Origin of the sequence: Citrobacter sp. XY323 (assembly GCF_025106035.1) — a bacterium.
Lineage (GTDB): Bacteria > Pseudomonadota > Gammaproteobacteria > Enterobacterales > Enterobacteriaceae > Citrobacter > Citrobacter braakii.
This window is the reverse complement of the sequence record NZ_JANYUK010000006.1, coordinates 341,471-362,363: the sequence shown is the minus strand read 5'-3', so window position 1 is coordinate 362,363 and position 20,893 is coordinate 341,471. Positions and strand designations below refer to the sequence as shown.

Sequence of the window (20,893 nt, the reverse complement as noted above, 5' to 3'; positions counted from 1 at the left end):
TCCGCTTTGCGGTTAATTGAAATGGAAAAAGTATGAAGAACTGGAAAACGCTGCTTCTCGGTATCGCCATGATCGCGAATACCAGTTTCGCTGCCCCACAGGTAGTCGATAAAGTCGCAGCCGTCGTCAATAACGGCGTCGTTCTGGAAAGCGACGTCGATGGCTTAATGCAGTCAGTAAAACTTAATGCGGGTCAGGCTGGTCAACAATTACCGGACGACGCCACGCTGCGTCATCAGATCCTGGAACGTTTGATCATGGATCAAATCCTCCTGCAGATGGGTCAGAAGATGGGTGTTAAAATCTCTGACGAGCAACTGGATCAGGCGATTGCCAACATCGCCAAGCAAAACAACATGACGCTGGATCAGATGCGCAGCCGTCTGGCACAGGATGGCTTAAGCTATTCGACCTATCGTAACCAGATCCGCAAAGAGATGACCATCTCTGAAGTGCGTAACAACGAAGTTCGCCGTCGCGTTACTATCCTGCCTCAGGAAGTGGATGCCCTGGCGCAACAGGTCGGCAACCAAAACGATGCCAGCACCGAGCTGAACCTGAGCCACATTCTGATCCCATTACCGGAAAACCCAACTTCTGACCAGGTTAACGCGGCTGAAAGTCAGGCGCGCTCTGTTGTTGATGAAGCGCGTAACGGTAGTGATTTCGGCAAACTGGCTATCACCTATTCCGCTGACCAGCAGGCGCTGAAAGGCGGCCAGATGGGTTGGGGACGTATTCAGGAGCTGCCGGGCATCTTTGCCCAGGCGCTAAGCACCGCGAAAAAAGGCGATATCATCGGCCCAATTCGTTCTGGTGTCGGCTTCCACATCCTGAAAGTTAACGATATGCGTGGTCAAAGCCAGAGCATCTCCGTGACTGAAGTTCATGCCCGCCATATTCTGCTCAAGCCATCGCCGATCATGACCGATCAACAGGCGCGTCTGAAGCTGGAACAAATCGCAGCTGATATTAAGAGCGGTAAAACAACCTTCGCGGCAGCGGCTAAAGAGTTTTCTCAGGATCCGGGTTCTGCCAACCAGGGCGGCGATCTGGGCTGGGCTGCAGCGGATATTTTCGATCCCGCTTTCCGCGATGCGCTGACCAAACTTCAGAAAGGCCAGATGAGTACCCCGGTGCACTCCTCTTTCGGGTGGCATCTGATCGAGCTGCTGGACACGCGTAACGTTGATAAAACTGACGCGGCGCAGAAAGACAGAGCTTATCGTATGCTGATGAACCGTAAATTCTCGGAAGAAGCTGCGACCTGGATGCAGGAACAGCGCGCCAGCGCCTACGTTAAAGTTCTGAGCAACTAATGACTCGTATTCAACGCGTTGTGATCACTCCCGGCGAACCCGCCGGGATTGGCCCGGACCTGGTGGTTCAGCTCGCCCAGCGTGAGTGGCCTGTAGAACTCGTTGTCTGTGCGGATGCCGCACTCCTCAGTGACCGGGCAGCAATGCTCGGTTTACCGCTTTCACTCCTCCCATACTCTCCAGATACCCCAGCCAGACCGCAATCAGCAGGTACGTTGACGCTGTTGCCGATTGCTCTGCGGGCGCCTGTTATCGCGGGTCAGTTGGCGGTAGAGAACGGACAATATGTGGTGGATACGCTGGCTCGCGCCTGCGATGGTTGTCTGCAAGGTGAGTTTGCGGCGCTGATTACCGGTCCGGTACACAAGGGCGTAATCAATGACGCAGGCGTCCCGTTTACCGGACATACCGAGTTTTTTGAAGAGCGCTCACAGGCGAAGAAAGTCGTCATGATGCTGGCGACTGAAGCGCTGCGCGTTGCCCTGGCAACCACTCATTTGCCGCTCAGAGCCGTTGCCGACGCCATTACGCCTGCTCTGCTTAAGGAAGTGATCGGTATTTTGCATCATGATTTGCGCACCAAGTTTGGCATTGCCGATCCGCATATTCTGGTGTGCGGTCTTAACCCGCATGCCGGTGAAGGTGGTCATATGGGAACGGAAGAGATAGACACCCTCATTCCGGTCCTTGATGAACTGCGTGCGCAGGGGATGAAATTAAACGGCCCGCTGCCCGCAGATACGCTGTTTCAGCCCAAATATCTCGACCACGCGGATGCCGTGCTGGCAATGTACCACGATCAGGGTCTCCCCGTGCTAAAATACCAGGGATTTGGTCGCGGTGTGAATATCACGCTGGGCCTGCCCTTTATTCGCACATCCGTCGATCACGGCACCGCGCTTGAACTTGCGGGTCGTGGGCAAGCAGATGTCGGCAGTTTTATTACGGCGCTTAATCTCGCCATCAAAATGATTGTTAATACCAATGAATAATCGAGTCCATCAGGGCCACTTAGCCCGTAAACGTTTCGGGCAAAACTTCCTCAACGATCAGTTTGTGATCGAAAGTATTGTCTCTGCTATCAACCCGCAGAAAGGTCAGGCTATGGTCGAAATCGGCCCGGGCCTGGCAGCGTTGACCGAACCTGTAGGCGAACGCCTGGACAAGCTCACGGTCATTGAGCTGGACCGCGATCTCGCCGCCCGCCTGCAAACACACCCGTTTTTAGGGCCGAAGCTGACGATTTATCAGCAAGATGCCATGACCATGAACTTCGGCGAACTCGCACAAACGATGGGTCAGCCGCTGCGCGTATTCGGCAACCTGCCGTACAACATCTCCACGCCGCTCATGTTCCATCTTTTTTCCTATACTGATGCCATCGCCGACATGCATTTCATGTTGCAAAAAGAGGTGGTCAACCGTCTGGTTGCAGGGCCAAACAGTAAAGCGTATGGTCGATTAAGCGTCATGGCGCAGTATTACTGCAATGTGATCCCGGTACTTGAAGTGCCGCCATCCGCATTTACGCCTGCGCCTAAAGTCGATTCCGCCGTGGTACGTCTGGTCCCTCACGCGACAATGCCGTACCCCGTTAAAGATGTTCGTGTGCTGAGCCGTATTACCACTGAAGCGTTTAATCAGCGTCGCAAAACGGTACGTAATAGTCTCGGTAACCTGTTTAGCGTTGAAGTACTAACAGAGCTGGGCGTTGATCCGGCGATGCGAGCGGAAAATATCTCTGTCGCGCAATACTGCCGGATGGCTAACTATCTGTCAGAAAACGCGCCATCGAAGGAGAGTTAAACATGATCAATTCGCCCCGAGTGTGCATTCAGGTACAAAGCGTCTACATTGAGGCGCAATCCTCACCTGATGATGAACGTTACGTTTTTGCTTATACCGTGACTATCCGCAATTTGGGGCGAGCGCCTGTGCAGCTGTTGGGGCGTTATTGGTTGATCACCAATGGTCATGGCCGTGAAACCGAAGTTCAGGGCGAAGGCGTGGTTGGCGTTCAGCCCCACATTGAACCTGGCGAAGAGTACCAGTACACCAGCGGTGCGGTGATTGAAACACCGCTGGGCACCATGCAGGGTCATTACGAAATGATCGATGAACAAGGGATCGCCTTTACTATCGACATTCCCGTGTTCCGACTCGCCGTTCCTACACTCATTCATTAAAACAATAGCTATGGCAACATACCTCATTGGCGACGTTCACGGTTGTTACGATGAACTGGTAGCCTTGCTGCACCAGGTTGACTTTAATCCAGAACAAGACACCTTATGGCTCACCGGCGATCTGGTCGCGCGTGGGCCAGGGTCGTTAGACGTTTTGCGCTACGTTAAATCGCTGGGCGACAGCGTACGGTTAGTCCTCGGTAATCACGATTTACACCTGCTGGCCGTGTTTGCTGGCATCAGCCGTAATAAACCAAAAGACCGGCTCACGCCGCTGCTTGAGGCACCGGATGCTGACACGCTGCTTAACTGGCTACGTCGCCAGCCGCTGTTGCAGGTTGATGAAGAGAAGAAACTGGTCATGGCGCATGCAGGGATTACCCCACAGTGGGATCTGCAGACGGCGAAGGACTGTGCTCGCGATGTTGAAGCCGTGCTGTCGAGCGATTCTTATCCATTCTTCCTTGATGCCATGTACGGCGACATGCCAAATAACTGGACCCCGGAACTGACGGGGCTGGCGCGCCTGCGTTTTATTACCAACGCGTTTACCCGCATGCGTTACTGCTTCCCCAACGGTCAGTTGGACATGTACAGCAAAGAGTCGCCAGAAGATGCGCCTGCCCCGCTGAAGCCGTGGTTTGCCATTCCCGGACCTGTCAGTGAAGCCTATAGCATTGCATTCGGGCACTGGGCATCGCTGGAGGGCAAAGGCACGCCAGAAGGTATTTACGCGTTAGATACGGGGTGTTGCTGGGGCGGGGATCTCACCTGTCTGCGCTGGGAAGACAAACAGTACTTTGTACAGCCATCAAATCGCCATCTGAATCTGGATCCCGGCGAGGCCGTCAACGCCTGATAGCCGTCTGCCGGATGGCGGTGCTTACACCTAATCCGGCAGACGAATGTGCAATCTGTAGGCCTGATTAGCGCAACGCCATCAGGCATCCACATTAACGACGTTCCAAAATCTCGAAGCAGTAGCTGTGGGAGTTTTGCGCGTCAGCATCGTGGAATTCACTGAACACCGATTCCCAGTCATCCGGTTCGTAGTCCGGGAAATGCGTATCCCCTTCAACTTCCGCATCAATGTGTGTCAGATACAGTTTCTGCGCTTTCGGCAGGAACTGCTCATACACACGCCCACCGCCAATAACCATGATTTCAGGTTCATCGCCACAGGCCGCGATCGCTTCCTCAACAGACTTCACCCACTGCACGCGATCGTCGGTGCCAGGCTTGCTGCTGATGACGATATTTTTACGCCCTGGCAACGGTCGCCCGATGGATTCCCACGTGTGGCGTCCCATAACAACCGGCTTGTTTAAGGTGTTACGTTTAAACCAGGCGAGATCGGCAGGTAGGTTCCATGGCATGGCATTTTCCATACCGATGACGCGATCTACCGCTAACGCCGCAATCAGACTGATCATTGAATGTTTCCCGGATACAAAAAAATTGTCGCCACTATACGGAAAGCGCAATCTTTCGTCGACTGGCGGAAAGAGGATGAGCATGAAAATTTTCCGTTCTGCTGGCGAACCGACCTATTTAAGGTGGTACGCCAGCATTACAGTAGTTCAAAAACAGCCAATTAGCAGTAAAGTTTGCAGAACATCACATTTTTTACCCTATGCTGACGGTTTCACTTCCGGCTCATCGGCGACGTCGCCCGTATGCTTACCTTCATCCGTGCCTTGCCAGCCATGGCGTTGAATTAATGATAAGTGCTGACGATCTTCCGCAATAATTTCACTCAGCATTTCGCTGGTGCGTTTATATACCGCCGCGCGGGACGTTGCGTCATTTTCCCCTTTCACCATCTCCTCAACCATCAGCGTGTTGAAGCGGCGGAATACATCGGCCCGCTCACGCGCTTCATAGCGTCCAAGCCCAAGACCTTCCAGTGCCAAACGTCCGGTCTTCAGCGCGCCCTCAAAGGTTTCACGTTCCGGCATCTCCACGCCAGCCTGGCGCAAGCGGATGTAATGATCCACGTCGCGCGCACGGGCAATAATTTGCAGATGCGGGAAATACTGTTTCACCATTTCGGTCAGTTGCAGGCTGGTTTGCGGATCGTCAATGGCGTTAATAATAACTTCAGCTTTAGCCGCCCCGGCAGACTCCAGCAGATCCATCCGCGTCGCATCGCCATAGAAAACCTTCATGCCGAATTTACGCAGCGTTTCGATATGGTCCGGGTCATGATCAAGAACCACCATTTTGACCCCGCTCGACAACAACAGACGACCGGTTATCTGACCAAATCGCCCAAACCCGGCGATGATCACCCGAGGTTGTTCCTCGTCGATTTCATCTGCTTCCCGCTCTTCACCGGTCGCCGATTTTTCCAGACGCGTCAGAATTACCAGTAAAATCGGCGTCGCCGCCATCGACAGCGCCACCGCCAGCGTCAGAGATTTCGCCCAATCAGGATCAAGCACGTTTGCCATTTGCGCCGCGCCAAACACCACGAAGGCAAACTCACTGCCCTGCCCTAATAACACGGCAAACCATCTGCGCTGCTTGTTCGGCACCTGTAAGGGTTTCGCTATCAGCCACAGCATGACGGTTTTGATAACCAGGAAACCGACCAACAGAATGATAATGCGCAAGGGATTATCAATCAGCGTACCAAAGTCGATAGACATCCCGACGCCGATGAAAAACAGTCCCAGCAGCAGCCCTTTAAATGGCTCGATATCGCTTTCCAGCGCGTGACGATACTCAGAGCTTGCCAGCAGCACGCCAGCCAGGAACGCCCCCATCGCCATCGACAGTCCAACCTCTTCCAACAGCAGACCGAAGCCAAAAACGAGGAACAGCGCAACGGCACTGAATACTTCCCGCAGGCCAGAACGAGCGACAAAACGCAAGGCCGGACGCGTCACATAACGCCCCAGCAACACCACCAGCACCAGGGCGCTCGCCACTTTAAGGGCGGAGAGCGCAAACGCCCCAAGCGTTGTCGATGCTCCGCTCGCCGCAAGTAATGGGATCATCGCCACCAGAGGAATAGCGGCGATATCCTGGAACAACAGCACGGCAAACGCGCTGCGTCCCATTTGCGAAACCATCAGGTTCCGTTCATTCATCGCCTGCATAGCAATAGCCGTGGAGGAAAGCGCCAGCGTCATGCCGATCAGTTCCGCTACCTGCCAGCGCAGGCCGAGGAACATACAGAACAAACCAATCAGACCGCCGCATACCACCATCTGCAGCGCACCACCACCGAACACCGAGGCCCGCAGTTTCCACAAACGTTGCGGATCCAGCTCCAGACCGATGACAAACAGCATCAGCACCACGCCGATCTCGGCAAAATGCAGGATTGATTCAGCGTCGGTCACCATCCTCAGGCCCCATGGTCCAATAATGCACCCTGCGATGAGATACCCCAGCACTGACCCTAGCCCCAGTCGCACGGCAATGGGGACAATCAGCGCCGCCGATCCGAGATAAATCAGCGCCTGGATTAGCGTATGGTTATCCATGATGAACCTCCTGCCACTCCAACAGACGCTGTTTGTAATGACGCGCCTGCGCCTGCAGAGTTTCATCATCACAGATAAACGTACAGTGCATCGCAAACGGCGGCAGCCATTTGAGGCCACAGTAGAGCGCCGTTGCCTGTAAGGGCTGGGAAAGCACATCAAATCCGGGGTGGGAGCCAATATCAAAGTGGTTTTCGCCGCCGCCGGTCGTCACTGCCCACAGCAGATGTTTACCGTGGAGCGCAGTCCCGCCGTGGCCATATGCCCAACCGTGCGAAAGGACCTTGTCCATCCACAGCTTGAGTAAGGGAGGTGTGCTATACCATTGCATAGGATGCTGCCAGATAATCAAATCAGCGCGCGCCAGCGCATCCTGTTCAGCGGCAATATCGATATTGAAGTCGGGGTAAAGCTGGTAGAGCGAGCGGATCTCCACGCCCTCCAGCGTCCTTGCCTGTTCAAGCATCCGCTTATTCGCATGCGAGTGCTGCGGATAGGGATGCGCATAAATGATGAGGATCATGATTAGCCTGTTTCACTGCATTATTGTAATAACAGTGAGTTTAGTCAGTTAATCCGCAGGCTAACAGTCAATATTATTGAGTGGTTGAATGGAGAAAACTGAACTAGTTATCCAGTTCGCTCATATCTTTAACCTGATCGCGGTTAATTTGTTCCGTCTTACCCGTTTGCGCATTTTTGTACGACACCAGGCCTGTATCATCATCAACTTGCGGTTTGCCGTCGGTCACGATTGTTTTGCCATCGGTCGTTTTAACCGCCTGGTTCGAGGAGCAACCGGCTACGGTGAACAGTGCTGCTGCGGTAAAAATAGAGGTGATCAGAATATGTTTTTGCATGGTGTTCTCCCTGCTTTTCAGTCGTTTTCAGTGATATACCCGTTAACTGTAGGCTAACTGACTGAGTTGCAGGGAAAATACAGAACACTCCTAATAACCCGCCTTGGTCACGGGCTTACTGCGGATCGTCATTTGGCTGGTTTGCGCCAGCGTCAGACCTCGCGTTTCCGGGGCGAAAGCGATGGACACGAGCAGGCCAATCAGCGAAATGCCCGCCCCCATCAGCATGACATTACTGATCCCGTATTTGGTGATGAACACCGGCAGCGCCCAGGTTGAAACAATGGTGCCGATACGGCTTAAGGACATAATCACCCCGACGGCAGACGCACGAATATCGGTGGGAAACAGTTCGTTAGGGTATAGCCATTGCAGGTTTCCGGGTCCCCCAGAGAAAAACGCGTATACGGCAAACGCCAGCACCACCAGCCACGCGCCCATATCAGGGATTAACCCCAGCACGGCCAGCGCCAGCGTCATCATAATGAAGCTGCCAATTAACAGCGGTCGTCGGCCCGCGCTATTGAGCCAGAACATGGGAGGAATGCATCCCAACATAAAGCACAAGCTGATTACCACATTTCCCAACGCGGCGCTTTTCCCGGCACCAAGCCCCAGCAGCCCCACAATCTGCGGACCAAAGGTATAAATGGCAAACATCGGGATCACCTGACAAGTCCAGATAGCGGCGACAAACAGTACAAACGGGAAATGACGGCGATTAAATAGCTGAAGAAAGCGCGTCTCCTGCGGCGCTTCTTCGTCGAACACCACCGGTTCGCCGAACAGTTTGATCATCATCTCCTCACACTCTTTCACCCGACCTTTACGCAGCAGCCAGCGCGGCGATTCTGGAAGATCGAAACGCCCAATCAGGATCAAAATGCAGGGGATCACCGCGCTGCCCAACATCCAGCGCCATCCGCCCTCAACATCATACAACCAGTAGCCGACCAGATCGGCACAGGTGGCGCCGACATACCACATAGCGGCGATAAAACCGATGGAGAAAGCGCGCTGGCGGGTATTGGAGAACTCGGTAATCATCGAGGTGGCGATCGGGTAGTCGGCACCAATTACAATGCCGATCAGCACGCGCATTACCAACAGCTCAACGGGCGAGGAGACAAACATGGTTGCCGCCGATATCACGCCAATGGCGATAATATCGATAATGAACATTTTGCGCCGCCCGACCTTGTCGGAGATGTAGCCAAACAGCGACGTCCCCACAAACAGCCCCGCGAGCGTACCGGCGCCCAGCAGACCAATCCACTGCGCATCCAGTTTCAATGCTGGCGTGAGCTGTTCCAATGCCACGCCAATCATCACCAGCACATAACCATCCAGAAACGGCCCACCGCTTCCCCACAGCATTATCCGGCGGTGAATAGAGGTGAATTTGATGTCATCAAAGTTCCTGGGCTGCTGCATGGTTATGTCCTGTTTTATTTTAACTTAATGCCTGATGACGTTACGCTTATCAGGCCTACGCATTGTTCCTGTAGGCCGGATAAGGCGAAGCCGCCATCCGGCACCAGGTTTAGCCGTAGCGGAACTCCACGCCAAACGTCCCACGCGGGTATTCCCATTTTTCCAGCGCTGTATCCAGTCCGAGAATGCGGCACGTTCCGCATTCCAGGCATCCGGCATAATCAAAACGTACGCTACCGTCATCCTGCTTTTTATACAGGCCAGCCGGACAGGCCTTAATCAGCACCTCCAGCGCCTGTTTATCAGGATCGGTTTTGAGAATGATATGCGGACTGTCTTCATCCACATTGAACTTATTGACGCCCAGTTTGACGTCCACGTTGACGGGAGATGTCATAATACGGTCACTCCTTTCAGGCCATCTTTCATCAGGTTGATGAAGCCCACTTTCTTCGCATGGCGCAGGATTTTTTTACGCATTGGCATCGGTGCCGAACCATCCACGGTGAACAGGTCGCGCGCAATACTGACCGCCATTTCCGGATAAGCGGTAAACATGCGTGGGTTATCAAGAAAAGCGGGTAGCTTTTGATACATGCGCATATCGCGCATCGGGCCTTCGTCCAGATGCTGACGGTATTCCTCCAGCGACTGCTTGCTAAAATCGTCGCGCTTCATTGCGGAAAGTACCGTTTTCGCCGCCGCTTCACCTGCGGATATGGCGAGATCCATACCGCGAATGGTAAAGCCGAGGTTCATACACATTCCAGCAGCGTCACCAGCAATCAATACGCCGTCCCCCACCAGTTCTGGCTGCATGTTGATACCGGCTTCCGGTACGACGTGCGCGGCATATTCCACCAGCTTGCCACCGGCGATCAGCGGGGCAACCGCCGGATGCTGTTTGAAATCTTCCAGCATTTGCGGAACCGATTTTTTCGCATCTTTCAGATGATGAAGGCCGCAGACCAGTCCCAGAGAAAGGGTCGTTTCATTCGTATAGAGAAAGCCACCGCCCATCAACCCATCGGTGGGCGATCCGGCAAACAGACAGGCAGCCCCTTCGTTCCCTTGTAACTGGAAACGATCTTCAATTACCGATTTCGGCAACTCGATCAGCTCTTTTACGCCGACGGCAACATGTGATGCCTCGACGCGCTTTGCCATACCCAACTTTTCAGCCAACAGAGAATTCACTCCGTCGGCAAGGATCACCACTTTGGCTTCCAGAATATCGCCATCGGCTTCCACGCCCACGACTTTGCCCTCGCGCTGCACAACGTTATCCACGCGGATACCGGTGATGAGCTGAGCGCCAGCTTCTTCGGCCTGTTCCATCAGCCAGGCGTCAAATTTACTGCGTAAGACAGAGTAAGAAACCTGCGACGATTTGGCGTCTTCGCCGTTGCAATAGTCGATGGTCATCGCCCCTTTGTCGGTCATAAAGGCGAGTTTTTCGTGGGTGATGATGCGTTCAATGGGGGCCTGCTCAGCAAAACCGGGAATGATGTTCTCCAGGCTATGCGCATACATGCGCCCACCGGTGACATTCTTCGCGCCAGCAGAATTGCCGCGCTCGATAACCAGCACCTGTGCGCCCTCCCGAGCCAGCACCAGCGCCGCAACCGAACCCGCCAGACCTGCACCCACGATGATGGCATCAAAGATATCTTCGGACATACGTACTCCTGTCAGCGGCAGGACACCTTCGCATCCTGCCCGAAATGGTTTAACGCGCTAAAGCAGCCGTCAGCGCAGGCAGGATCTTCAGCGCATCGCCAACGATGCCAAAATCCGCATACTGGAAGATCGGCGCATTTTTATCTTTGTTGATGGCGAAAATCGTCTGCGCGCCGTTGGCGCCGACCATATGTTGGATCTGCCCGGAGATCCCCACGGCCAGATACAGTTCCGGCTTGAGCATCAGGTTGGAGATGCCGACGTAGCGTTCGTGTTCCATCCACTTCTCGTTTTCCGCCACCGGACGGGAGCACGCCAGCTCGGCACCAATCGTCTGGCACAGCGCCTCCGCCAGCGAGATATTTTCTTTGCTGCCGATCCCGCGTCCCACGCTAACCACCAGACGGGCTTTGTCGAGATCGACGCTATTGCTCTGACGTGCCTGAGTTGCCGTACGAGTAACGGCTACAGCCGGAGCCTGCCATGACACAGTGTGCACCTCGCCGCTGCGGGCGGTATCCGGTTGCTGCGCGTCAAACGTTCCACTGCTGAGCGTTATCACGGCGAACGGCGAAGCGATTGTTTCTGCCCCCATCGCCAGGCCGCCGTAGACCATATGTTTTACCGCCGCTTTTCCGTCCTGCACGGCGACTGCACTGGCGTCGTTGGAGACCGCTGCCGACAAGCGAAAACCCAGTTTTGCCGCTAACAGCTTGCCGCGACGCGTATTTGGCAGCAGCACCGCCCCGCCCTCGCTGTGCTGACGAATAGTTTCGGCCATCACATCAGCGTAGTCTTCGACCATACGCTCTTCTGGTTTACCGCTGAGTAACCAGACATCATCTGCGCCTAAATGGCATGCCGTCGCGCAGTCCGCTTCACTCAGCACAAACGTGTTAACTTTTTCACCTAAAGCCTGCGCACCATTCATCAGTTCCGGCAGACGAGAAGGGGTATCGCTGAATACCCAGATACTGGAAAATTTGTTCATAACATCCCCTGATAATTAAATGATTTTGCGAAGATTCTCGACAAACGCGGCAATCTGTTCTTCACCGTCACCTTCAATTACAACGCGCTGACGCTCGCGCTGCTTCGGTGCAGCAACGTGTTGTTCGGAATATGCCTGCGCGCTGTTAAGGCCAATATCTGCCGGCGACCAGACCTGAACCGGTTTTTTCGCTGCGCCAAGAATGGCTTTCATGGAAGGGATTTGTGGGGTGTTGATGTCCGTTGAGACCGCGATCACCGCCGGAAGCGGAATGCTCAGAGTTTCGACTTCATCTTCCAGTTCACGCTCTACCGTCAGAGTGCTGTCGGTAAGAGAGAGGATTTTACTCACGCCGTTAATCGCCGGAATGTTCAGCGCTTCTCCCACCAGCAGACCAACCTGCTGAGCATAAAGATCGGAAGAACCGTCACCGCAAATAAGCAGATCGAAACCTGCTTTTTGCGCGGCGGCAGCCAGCGCGCTGGCAGTTTGTTGCGGCAGCGCCTGCTCAAATTGATCGTCAATAACAACAATCAGTTCATCTGGGCCACGGGAAAGCACATCTTTTCGCCCTTTTGCATTGGTCAGCGCTTTGCCGCCGACGCTCATGGCCACAACCTGGGCCTCTCCTGACTGTTGTTTCAACTGACAAGCAGCTTCGATCGCATTCAGATCATACTGGCTTATTTTGCCATCCGCTTTGCTGAAATCGAGTGAACCGTCAGCATTATTAATCGCAATATCCTGTTCATCAGGTACGCATTTGTAGCAAGTAATTATCTTCATTGCATCTCCAGAAATCATGAAGGAAACGTATTTATATCGGCAGTGTTAAATACAGATATCACGCTCTTTAATTCGGAAATAAAACCTTAATCACCAATATTGAAAATGTCACACATTGAAATTCGTAACTTTCAATAGTGTTATGCACCTCACCAATATTGAAAGAATCACGTCAAATATGAAAATTTTCAATATTGTCTGCGGGTTCAACAATATTGAACGCCAGTCACTTAAAAAAGTTAAAAAACCACAGACAACAAATTGATTATAAACAAAAAATATCAAATTTTTGAGCTAATTACTCAGCATAAAAAAGTGTGACGAAGATAACAGAACCACCCGATATGAATACTCATTATGGGTTACTCACTGAGGCGCTCCCAGAGGTTAAAAAGTTATCAACAAATCATTAATAATAAATAAACAAACGATCATGCACGGGCACGCTAAATAAGTTTCGTTTTCACACTGGAATTCACTTATGAAAAATGAAAAGAGAAAATCGGGAATTGAACCGAAGGTTTTTTTTCCGCCATTAATAATAGTTGGGATACTTTGTTGGCTAACTGTAAGAGATCTCGATGCCGCTAACGTCGTTATTAATGCGGTATTCAGTTATGTCACCAATGTCTGGGGCTGGGCATTTGAATGGTATATGGTCGTCATGCTCTTCGGCTGGTTCTGGTTGGTCTTTGGCCCGTATGCCAAAAAGAAATTAGGCGACGAAAAACCAGAGTTTAGTACCACCAGCTGGATTTTTATGATGTTCGCTTCCTGTACATCCGCCGCGGTGCTGTTCTGGGGTTCCATCGAGATCTACTACTACATCTCCACCCCGCCGTTTGCTCTCGCGCCTAACTCTACAGCTGCGAAAGAGCTGGGCCTGGCGTACAGCCTGTTCCACTGGGGACCGTTGCCGTGGGCAACCTACAGTTTCCTTTCTGTGGCATTCGCCTACTTCTTCTTTGTGCGCAAGATGGACGTCATCCGTCCCAGCTCCACGCTGGTACCGTTAGTGGGCGAGAAGCATGCAAAAGGGCTGTTCGGCACCATCGTCGATAACTTCTATCTGGTGGCGCTGATCTTCGCGATGGGTACCAGCCTCGGTCTGGCCACTCCGCTGGTAACCGAGTGCATGCAGTATCTGTTCGGTATTCCGCATACGCTGCAACTAGACGCAATCATCATTACCTGCTGGATCATATTGAACGCCATTTGCGTGGCCTGCGGCCTGCAAAAAGGGGTCAAGATCGCCAGCGACGTGCGTAGCTATCTGAGCTTCCTGATGCTGGGCTGGGTGTTTATCGTCAGCGGCGCCAGCTTCATCATGAACTACTTCACCGACTCCGTCGGCATGCTGTTGATGTATCTGCCGCGCATGCTGTTCTATACCGATGCCATCGGTAAAGGCGGCTTCCCACAGGGCTGGACCGTCTTCTACTGGGCGTGGTGGGTCATTTACGCCATCCAGATGAGTATCTTCCTGGCCCGTATTTCGCGTGGTCGTACCGTCCGTGAACTGTGCTTCGGGATGGTGCTGGGCCTGACCGCGTCGACCTGGATCCTGTGGACAGTCCTTGGCAGCAACACGCTGCTGCTGATGGATAAAAACGTTCTCAATATCCCGCAGCTGATTGAACAACACGGTGTGGCGCGCGCCATTATCGAAACCTGGGCTGCTCTACCGCTCAGCACCGCCACCATGTGGGGCTTCTTCATCCTCTGCTTTATTGCCACCGTGACGCTGATTAACGCCTGCTCTTACACCCTGGCGATGTCCACCTGTCGTGAAGTCCGCGATGGTGAAGAACCGCCGCTGTTAGTGCGTATCGGCTGGTCCGTTCTGGTCGGCATCATCGGTATCGTTCTGCTGGCGCTGGGTGGGCTGAAGCCGATTCAGACCGCGATTATCGCCGGAGGATGTCCGCTGTTCTTCGTCAACATCATGGTGACGCTGTCCTTTATTAAAGACGCCAAAGTGCACTGGAAAGACAAGTAATTCTTATTAACCCAATTGATCAAGAGGCTGAAAGATGGATTTCAACTTAAATGACGAGCAGGAACTGTTTGTCGCCGGTATTCGTGAACTGATGGCCAGTGAGAACTGGGAAGCTTATTTTGCCGAGTGCGATCGTGACAGCGTCTACCCTGAGCGTTTTGTAAAAGCGCTGGCGGATATGGGCATTGATAGTCTGTTGATCCCGGAAGAACACGGTGGTCTGGAAGCGGGTTTTGTTACCGTCGCTGCAGTCTGGATGGAACTCGGACGCCTGGGCGCACCAACCTATGTGCTGTACCAGTTACCGGGCGGTTTTAACACGTTCCTGCGTGAAGGGACTCAGGAACAAATCGATAAAATCATGGCGTTCCAGGGAACCGGTAAGCAGATGTGGAACTCTGCCATCACCGAACCGGGAGCGGGATCGGATGTTGGCAGCCTGAAAACCACTTATACACGTAAAAATGGTAAGGTTTATCTTAATGGCAGTAAGTGCTTTATCACCAGTAGCGCCTATACCCCGTACATCGTGGTTATGGCGAGAGATGGTGCATCGCCGGATAAACCTGTTTACACCGAGTGGTTCGTTGACATGAGCAAAGCGGGTATCAAGGTCAACAAGCTGGAGAAACTCGGTCTGCGCATGGATAGCTGCTGTGAAATCACCTTTGACGACGTTGAACTGGACGAGAAAGACATGTTCGGTCGGGAAGGTAATGGTTTCAACCGCGTGAAAGAAGAGTTCGATCATGAACGTTTCCTCGTCGCGCTGACCAACTACGGTACGGCAATGTGCGCTTTTGAAGACGCCGCGCGCTACGCCAATCAGCGCGTGCAGTTTGGCGAAACGATCGGCCGTTTCCAGCTGATTCAGGAGAAGTTCGCGCATATGGCGATCAAACTGAATTCCATGAAAAACATGCTGCTTGAAGCGGCATGGAAAGCGGATAACGGCACCATCACTTCGGGCGATGCGGCAATGTGCAAATACTTCTGCGCCAACGCTGCGTTTGAAGTGGTCGATACCGCCATGCAGGTGCTGGGGGGTGTAGGTATCGCGGGTAACCATCGCATCACGCGTTTCTGGCGCGATCTGCGCGTTGACCGTGTTTCTGGTGGCTCTGATGAAATGCAGATCCTGACGTTGGGTCGTGCGGTACTCAAGCAATACCGCTAATTCAGCACGATTCGTAGGCCGGATAAGGCGTTTACGCCGCCATCCGGCAACATGCCCGGTGGCGCTGCGCTTACCGGGCCTACAAAAAATGCCAGGAGCAAAATTATGAATCATTTACCAATGCCCACCTTTGGCCCACTTGCCGGGGTACGCGTGGTTTTTTCAGGGATCGAAATTGCCGGCCCGTTCGCCGGACAGATGTTCGCCGAATGGGGTGCTGAGGTTATCTGGATTGAAAACGTCGCATGGGCCGATACCATCCGCGTGCAACCTAACTATCCACAGCTCTCACGCCGCAACCTGCACGCCCTGTCGCTGAATATTTTCAAAGATGAAGGCCGGGAAGCGTTTCTGAAGCTCATGGAAACCACCGATATTTTCATTGAAGCCAGTAAAGGCCCCGCCTTTGCTCGCCGCGGTATTACCGATGACGTGCTGTGGGAACATAACCCGAAACTGGTTATCGCCCACCTTTCCGGCTTCGGCCAGTTTGGTACCGAGGAGTACACCAATCTTCCGGCATATAACACCATCGCGCAGGCGTTCAGCGGCTATCTGATCCAAAACGGTGATGTTGATCAGCCGATGCCTGCCTTCCCGTACACCGCCGATTACTTCTCCGGGATGACCGCAACGACAGCAGCGCTGGCAGCCCTGCACAAAGTACGCGAAACGGGTAAGGGTGAAAGCATTGATATCGCCATGTACGAAGTGATGCTGCGCATGGGTCAGTACTTCATGATGGACTACTTCAACGGCGGCGAAATTTGTCCACGCATGACCAAAGGCAAAGACCCGTATTACGCTGGCTGTGGTCTCTATAAATGCGCCGATGGCTATATCGTCATGGAGCTGGTCGGCATCACGCAAATCAACGAGTGCTTCAAGGATATTGGCCTCGCCCACATTCTTGGCACACCGGAAGTCCCGGAAGGCACCCAGCTTATCCATCGCGTGGAATGCCCTTACGGCCCGCTCGTGGAAGAGAAACTGGACGCCTGGCTGGCAACACACACCATCGCCGAAGTCCAGGCGCGCTTTGCTGAGCTGAATATCGCCTGCGCGAAGGTACTGACCATTCCTGAACTGGAAGGCAACCCGCAGTACATTGCCCGTGAATCCATTACTCAGTGGCAAACGATGGACGGCCGCACCTGCAAAGGGCCGAATATCATGCCGAAATTTAAAAACAACCCGGGGAAAATCTGGCGTGGCATGCCGTCACACGGCATGGATACCGCCGCCATTCTGAAAAACATTGGTTATAGCGAAGCAGACATAAATGAGCTGGTCGGCAAAGGCCTGGCCAGAGTTGAGGAATAAACGCGACGCGCTGACCTGCTGGTTGGTTAGCGCTCACGCCTGATTTCAGTGGATAAAGCATTATGGATATCGTTGGCGGACAAAACTTACGTCAGATGTGGGACGACCTGGCCGGGGTGTACGGAGATAAAACGGCGTTAATTTTCGAATCCTGCGAAGGAATCGTTCGGCAGTATAGCTATGCCTCGCTCAATGAAGAGATAAACCGCACGGCGAACCTTTTCCATTCCTTAGGGATCCGCAAGGGCGACAAGGTCGCATTGCATCTGGATAACTGTCCGGAATTTATCTTTTGCTGGTTTGGACTGGCAAAAATTGGCGCCATTATGGTGCCGATTAATGCCCGCTTGCTGGGCGAAGAGAGCGCCTGGATCCTGCAAAACAGCCAGGTGAGCCTGCTGGTCACCAGTGCCGAGTTTTATCCTATGTACCGCCAGATACGGCTGGAAAATACCACTCCGCTAAATCATATCTGTCTGATTGGCGAGCAGCTTCCGGTTGACGACGGCGTGAGCCACTTTACCCAACTGCAAGCCCGCCAGTCGACTAATCTGTGCTATACGCCTGCGTTATCCACTGACGATACGGCGGAAATTCTGTTTACCTCAGGCACCACCTCGCGGCCTAAAGGGGTGGTGATTACCCACTACAACCTGCGCTTTGCGGGCTACTACACCTCCTGGCAAATCGCTCTGCGCGATGATGACGTCTATATGACGGTGATGCCCGCTTTCCATATAGACTGTCAGTGTACGGCTGCCATGGCCGCATTCTCCGCAGGCAGCACCTTTGTGCTGGTGGAGAAGTACAGCGCCAGGGCGTTCTGGGATCAGGTGCGTAGATATCAGGCGACGGTCACCGAATGCATCCCGATGATGATCAGAACGCTGATGGTCCAACCCGCAGCCCCAACGGACAGACAGCATCACCTGCGCGAAGTGATGTTCTATCTCAATTTATCCGAACAGGAAAAAGATGCCTTTATCGACCGCTTTGGCGTCAGACTGCTGACCTCCTACGGCATGACCGAAACCATCGTGGGCATTATTGGCGATCGCCCTGGAGACAAACGGCGCTGGCCTTCTATTGGTCGCGTGGGTTTTAGCTATGAAGCCGAAATCCGTGACGATCACAACCGTCCCCTGCCCGCCGGAGAAATTGGCGAAATCTGCATTAAAGGCGTGCCGGGAAAAACAATTTTCAAAGAGTACTACGCGCAACCCGACGCTACTGCCAAAGCGCTGGAACCTGAAGGGTGGTTGCATACCGGTGATTCGGGTTACCAGGATGCGGACGGTTTTTTTTATTTCGTCGACAGACGCTGCAACATGATTAAACGCGGTGGGGAAAATGTCTCCTGCGTCGAGCTGGAAAATATTATTTCTGCGCATCCGAAAATTCAGGACATTGTGGTTGTCGGTATTAAAGACTCGATCCGTGATGAAGCCATTAAAGCTTTTGTCGTCCTTAATGAGGGCGAAACATTAAGCGAAGCTGAGTTCTTCAGCTTCTGCGAAAACAATATGGCGAAATTCAAGGTTCCTTCTTTTATGGAGATAAGAACCGACCTGCCGCGCAATTGTTCAGGAAAAATAATCAAAAAAAATCTGAAATAACCCTTCCGGTCGGAATTCTTCCGGCCGGGAAACCTAATTATCTGGAGATGAACTATGAGTGAATCATTACATCTGACCCGCAACGGCCCGATCCTGGAAATTACCCTTGACCGGCCTAAAGCCAATGCCATTGACGCTAAAACCAGCTTTGCAATGGGGGAAGCTTTTCTTAATTTTCGTGATGACCCGGAATTACGCGTAGCAATTATCACCGGCGGCGGAGAGAAATTCTTTTCTGCGGGCTGGGACTTAAGAGCGGCGGCCGAAGGTGAAGCGCCGGATGCCGATTTTGGCCCAGGCGGCTTCGCTGGTTTAACCGAAATTTTCGACCTCGATAAGCCGGTCATCGCCGCGGTAAACGGCTACGCGTTTGGCGGCGGTTTTGAGCTGGCGCTGGCGGCGGATTTTATCGTCTGTGCGGAAAATGCCAGCTTCGCGCTGCCGGAAGCAAAACTCGGGATCGTGCCTGACAGCGGCGGCGTACTGCGTTTACCTAAACTGCTGCCACCGGCAATCGTTAACGAAATGGTGATGACCGGCAGACGAATGAGCGCCGAAGAAGCACTGCGCTGGGGCATCGTCAACCGCGTTGTCAGCCAGAGCGAACTGATGGATAGCGCGCGCGAACTGGCGCAGCAGCTGGTAAATAGCGCCCCGCTGGCTATCGCCGCGCTGAAAGAAATTTACCGTGCGACCAGCGAAATGCCGGTGGAAGAAGGCTACCGGTACATCCGCAGCGGTGTGCTGAAGCACTATCCATCGGTGCTGCACTCGGAAGATGCGCTCGAAGGACCACAGGCATTTGCGGAAAAACGCGATCCGGTATGGAAAGGTCGTTAATGTGCCTATGCCGGATAAGGTATTTACGCCGCAATCCGGCAATAAAACCGAGATAAGACAATGAGCTATTACGCCTTTGAGGGCCTGATTCCGGTGGTACATCCGGATGCCTATGTCCATCCCAGCGCTGTGCTGATTGGCGATGTCATTGTGGGGGCCGGGGTTTATATTGGTCCACACGCCTCATTGCGCGGTGACTATGGTCGCCTGATTCTGGAAGCCGGTTCTAACCTGCAGGATGGCTGCATCATGCACGGCTATTGCGACACCGACACTATCGTGCATGAGAATGGACACATCGGCCATGGCGCGATCCTGCACGGCTGCGTGGTGGGCAGAGATGCACTGATTGGCATGAACAGCGTGATTATGGACGGCGCGGTGATTGGCGAAGAGAGCATTGTCGCCGCCATGAGCTTTGTCAAAGCCGGATTTCAGGGAGAGGCAAGGCAGATGCTGGTTGGTTCACCGGTTCGCGTGCTGCGTGAAGTCACGGACCAGGAGCTGGACTGGAAACGGCTGAACACCAAAGAGTATCAGGACCTTGCAATCCGCTGCCAAACAGGACTACACGAAACCTTGCCATTAACGCAGGTCGAAAAAAATCGGCCGCGCCTGAAAGGCACGACGGACGTAAAGCCAAAATCAGCACGGTAATTTATGCCGGAGAAGCGCTCACGCCGATCCGGCAAATCACCATTATCGACGCATGCTCTTGGAGAGCATCATCTGCCATTTCTGCTCACGGTTAAGCTCTGTTGGGGGAACCGCTGGCAGTCGCGGCGTTTTCGCCACACTCACCTTTTTTTCCTGCAAATTGTGATTCAATCGTCTGTAGAGATGAGAATCAATACTGATGACTTTCACCAAACGCTGGCACTGGCAGCCGCGACCTGCAATTTGATTAGGGATCATCTTAACTTCACAAACAATTTCTCCCACTTCCGACAGAATATAAGAGAGCGTATTAATTGCTTTGCAGTGTTCAATATCAAAATGGCGGGAAATTTCCTTTGCTGTGATCCAACGATCTTCAGCCATCATCCAGTCAGCAATTAACAAATAAAGCGGTCTTTCAACATATTTTTCACACATAAGCACACCATTTCACAAATTAAAAATCTGGCTACGGCCTGTCCAAATTAATAAAAACTAAGCCATATTAAAATTGTGGATATAATGGATAGT

At 53.0% G+C, this 20,893-nt stretch carries 21 protein-coding genes; 11 read left to right on the top strand and 10 right to left on the bottom strand.

Annotated features, from left to right (window positions below; all coding sequences use genetic code 11):
• The first annotated feature begins 32 nt into the window (after positions 1–32).
• From surA to apaH, 5 genes are read left to right on the top strand one after another with little or no spacing between them, the layout of a single operon-like run.
• Positions 33–1,319: a peptidylprolyl isomerase SurA gene (gene surA / locus N0B36_RS11265; RefSeq protein WP_049281584.1), complete on the top strand. Its 1,287-nt coding sequence runs from the start codon at positions 33–35 to the stop codon at positions 1,317–1,319.
• Positions 1,319–2,311: a 4-hydroxythreonine-4-phosphate dehydrogenase PdxA gene (pdxA, locus tag N0B36_RS11260; RefSeq protein WP_016151664.1), complete on the top strand. Its 993-nt coding sequence runs from the start codon at positions 1,319–1,321 to the stop codon at positions 2,309–2,311. Before surA ends, pdxA begins: the two co-directional genes overlap by 1 nt.
• The gene (gene rsmA, locus N0B36_RS11255) at positions 2,304–3,125 is read left to right on the top strand and encodes a 16S rRNA (adenine(1518)-N(6)/adenine(1519)-N(6))-dimethyltransferase RsmA (RefSeq protein WP_003018865.1); all 822 of its coding nucleotides are present in this window, start codon (positions 2,304–2,306) and stop codon (positions 3,123–3,125) included. Before pdxA ends, rsmA begins: the two co-directional genes overlap by 8 nt.
• Positions 3,126–3,127: 2 nt before the next feature.
• On the top strand, positions 3,128–3,505 hold the full coding sequence (apaG, locus tag N0B36_RS11250; protein ID WP_003018867.1) for a Co2+/Mg2+ efflux protein ApaG: 378 nt from the start codon (positions 3,128–3,130) through the stop codon (positions 3,503–3,505).
• A 10-nt stretch (positions 3,506–3,515) separates the two neighbouring features.
• Positions 3,516–4,364 carry a bis(5'-nucleosyl)-tetraphosphatase (symmetrical) ApaH gene (gene apaH / locus N0B36_RS11245; RefSeq protein ID WP_016151663.1) on the top strand — a complete coding sequence of 283 codons (849 nt, stop codon included), beginning with the start codon at positions 3,516–3,518 and terminating at the stop codon, positions 4,362–4,364.
• 94 nt (positions 4,365–4,458) lie between these two features.
• Here apaH and folA read toward each other — a convergent pair whose 3' ends face one another.
• The 9 genes from folA to N0B36_RS11200 all read right to left on the bottom strand — a co-directional run bounded on the left by folA (position 4,459) and on the right by N0B36_RS11200 (position 12,750).
• The gene (folA, locus tag N0B36_RS11240; RefSeq protein WP_016151662.1) at positions 4,459–4,938 is read right to left on the bottom strand and encodes a type 3 dihydrofolate reductase; all 480 of its coding nucleotides are present in this window, start codon (positions 4,936–4,938) and stop codon (positions 4,459–4,461) included.
• 198 nt (positions 4,939–5,136) lie between these two features.
• A complete protein-coding gene (gene kefC, locus N0B36_RS11235; protein ID WP_016151661.1) occupies positions 5,137–6,999 on the bottom strand; it encodes a glutathione-regulated potassium-efflux system protein KefC in 1,863 nt (620 codons plus the stop codon).
• Complete coding sequence (gene kefF / locus N0B36_RS11230) at positions 6,992–7,522, bottom strand: glutathione-regulated potassium-efflux system oxidoreductase KefF (RefSeq protein WP_006686662.1); 531 nt, start codon at positions 7,520–7,522, stop codon at positions 6,992–6,994. Before kefF ends, kefC begins: the two co-directional genes overlap by 8 nt.
• A 103-nt stretch (positions 7,523–7,625) precedes the next feature.
• Entirely contained in the window at positions 7,626–7,859 is a 234-nt protein-coding gene (locus N0B36_RS11225; protein WP_003018880.1) for a YgdI/YgdR family lipoprotein, read from the bottom strand.
• 90 nt (positions 7,860–7,949) lie between these two features.
• Positions 7,950–9,293: an MFS transporter gene (locus N0B36_RS11220; protein WP_103848062.1), complete on the bottom strand. Its 1,344-nt coding sequence runs from the start codon at positions 9,291–9,293 to the stop codon at positions 7,950–7,952.
• Between the two features lie 109 nt (positions 9,294–9,402).
• Positions 9,403–9,690, bottom strand: coding sequence for a ferredoxin-like protein FixX (gene fixX / locus N0B36_RS11215; RefSeq protein ID WP_000203736.1), 288 nt, complete (start codon positions 9,688–9,690; stop codon positions 9,403–9,405).
• Entirely contained in the window at positions 9,687–10,973 is a 1,287-nt protein-coding gene (locus N0B36_RS11210; RefSeq protein ID WP_259687842.1) for an FAD-dependent oxidoreductase, read from the bottom strand. The genes fixX and N0B36_RS11210 overlap by 4 nt, the downstream gene beginning before the upstream one ends.
• A 49-nt stretch (positions 10,974–11,022) precedes the next feature.
• Positions 11,023–11,964, bottom strand: a complete 942-nt coding sequence (locus N0B36_RS11205) for an electron transfer flavoprotein subunit alpha/FixB family protein (protein WP_094760783.1) — start codon at positions 11,962–11,964, stop codon at positions 11,023–11,025.
• A gap of 15 nt (positions 11,965–11,979) precedes the next feature.
• Positions 11,980–12,750 carry an electron transfer flavoprotein FixA gene (locus tag N0B36_RS11200; protein WP_047498327.1) on the bottom strand — a complete coding sequence of 257 codons (771 nt, stop codon included), beginning with the start codon at positions 12,748–12,750 and terminating at the stop codon, positions 11,980–11,982.
• A gap of 481 nt (positions 12,751–13,231) precedes the next feature.
• On the opposite strand from N0B36_RS11200, the gene caiT reads away from it, so the two are divergent.
• From caiT to caiE, 6 genes are all read left to right on the top strand, one after another.
• Positions 13,232–14,749 carry an L-carnitine/gamma-butyrobetaine antiporter gene (gene caiT / locus N0B36_RS11195; RefSeq protein WP_047498325.1) on the top strand — a complete coding sequence of 506 codons (1,518 nt, stop codon included), beginning with the start codon at positions 13,232–13,234 and terminating at the stop codon, positions 14,747–14,749.
• Positions 14,750–14,783: 34 nt separating this feature from the next.
• Positions 14,784–15,926 carry a crotonobetainyl-CoA dehydrogenase gene (caiA, locus tag N0B36_RS11190; RefSeq protein WP_003018898.1) on the top strand — a complete coding sequence of 381 codons (1,143 nt, stop codon included), beginning with the start codon at positions 14,784–14,786 and terminating at the stop codon, positions 15,924–15,926.
• Between the two features lie 105 nt (positions 15,927–16,031).
• Positions 16,032–17,249 carry an L-carnitine CoA-transferase gene (gene caiB / locus N0B36_RS11185; RefSeq protein WP_141875896.1) on the top strand — a complete coding sequence of 406 codons (1,218 nt, stop codon included), beginning with the start codon at positions 16,032–16,034 and terminating at the stop codon, positions 17,247–17,249.
• 62 nt (positions 17,250–17,311) lie between these two features.
• Complete coding sequence (caiC, locus tag N0B36_RS11180) at positions 17,312–18,865, top strand: crotonobetaine/carnitine-CoA ligase (RefSeq protein ID WP_047358346.1); 1,554 nt, start codon at positions 17,312–17,314, stop codon at positions 18,863–18,865.
• Between the two features lie 54 nt (positions 18,866–18,919).
• Positions 18,920–19,705: a crotonobetainyl-CoA hydratase gene (gene caiD, locus N0B36_RS11175; protein WP_259687841.1), complete on the top strand. Its 786-nt coding sequence runs from the start codon at positions 18,920–18,922 to the stop codon at positions 19,703–19,705.
• 60 nt (positions 19,706–19,765) lie between these two features.
• Positions 19,766–20,362, top strand: coding sequence for a carnitine operon protein CaiE (gene caiE / locus N0B36_RS11170; protein ID WP_094760786.1), 597 nt, complete (start codon positions 19,766–19,768; stop codon positions 20,360–20,362).
• Between the two features lie 42 nt (positions 20,363–20,404).
• Here caiE and caiF read toward each other — a convergent pair whose 3' ends face one another.
• Positions 20,405–20,800, bottom strand: a complete 396-nt coding sequence (gene caiF / locus N0B36_RS11165) for a carnitine metabolism transcriptional regulator CaiF (RefSeq protein WP_016151651.1) — start codon at positions 20,798–20,800, stop codon at positions 20,405–20,407.
• Positions 20,801–20,893 lie beyond the last annotated feature (93 nt).

Coding starts and splice junctions, on each gene's coding strand:
- surA (WP_049281584.1), top strand. CDS start 33: ATGAAGAACTGGAAAACGCTGCTTCTCGGTATCGCCATGATCGCGAAT.
- pdxA (WP_016151664.1), top strand. CDS start 1,319: ATGACTCGTATTCAACGCGTTGTGATCACTCCCGGCGAACCCGCCGGG.
- rsmA (WP_003018865.1), top strand. CDS start 2,304: ATGAATAATCGAGTCCATCAGGGCCACTTAGCCCGTAAACGTTTCGGG.
- apaG (WP_003018867.1), top strand. CDS start 3,128: ATGATCAATTCGCCCCGAGTGTGCATTCAGGTACAAAGCGTCTACATT.
- apaH (WP_016151663.1), top strand. CDS start 3,516: ATGGCAACATACCTCATTGGCGACGTTCACGGTTGTTACGATGAACTG.
- folA (WP_016151662.1), bottom strand. CDS start 4,938: ATGATCAGTCTGATTGCGGCGTTAGCGGTAGATCGCGTCATCGGTATG.
- kefC (WP_016151661.1), bottom strand. CDS start 6,999: ATGGATAACCATACGCTAATCCAGGCGCTGATTTATCTCGGATCGGCG.
- kefF (WP_006686662.1), bottom strand. CDS start 7,522: ATGATCCTCATCATTTATGCGCATCCCTATCCGCAGCACTCGCATGCG.
- N0B36_RS11225 (WP_003018880.1), bottom strand. CDS start 7,859: ATGCAAAAACATATTCTGATCACCTCTATTTTTACCGCAGCAGCACTG.
- N0B36_RS11220 (WP_103848062.1), bottom strand. CDS start 9,293: ATGCAGCAGCCCAGGAACTTTGATGACATCAAATTCACCTCTATTCAC.
- fixX (WP_000203736.1), bottom strand. CDS start 9,690: ATGACATCTCCCGTCAACGTGGACGTCAAACTGGGCGTCAATAAGTTC.
- N0B36_RS11210 (WP_259687842.1), bottom strand. CDS start 10,973: ATGTCCGAAGATATCTTTGATGCCATCATCGTGGGTGCAGGTCTGGCG.
- N0B36_RS11205 (WP_094760783.1), bottom strand. CDS start 11,964: ATGAACAAATTTTCCAGTATCTGGGTATTCAGCGATACCCCTTCTCGT.
- N0B36_RS11200 (WP_047498327.1), bottom strand. CDS start 12,750: ATGAAGATAATTACTTGCTACAAATGCGTACCTGATGAACAGGATATT.
- caiT (WP_047498325.1), top strand. CDS start 13,232: ATGAAAAATGAAAAGAGAAAATCGGGAATTGAACCGAAGGTTTTTTTT.
- caiA (WP_003018898.1), top strand. CDS start 14,784: ATGGATTTCAACTTAAATGACGAGCAGGAACTGTTTGTCGCCGGTATT.
- caiB (WP_141875896.1), top strand. CDS start 16,032: ATGAATCATTTACCAATGCCCACCTTTGGCCCACTTGCCGGGGTACGC.
- caiC (WP_047358346.1), top strand. CDS start 17,312: ATGGATATCGTTGGCGGACAAAACTTACGTCAGATGTGGGACGACCTG.
- caiD (WP_259687841.1), top strand. CDS start 18,920: ATGAGTGAATCATTACATCTGACCCGCAACGGCCCGATCCTGGAAATT.
- caiE (WP_094760786.1), top strand. CDS start 19,766: ATGAGCTATTACGCCTTTGAGGGCCTGATTCCGGTGGTACATCCGGAT.
- caiF (WP_016151651.1), bottom strand. CDS start 20,800: ATGTGTGAAAAATATGTTGAAAGACCGCTTTATTTGTTAATTGCTGAC.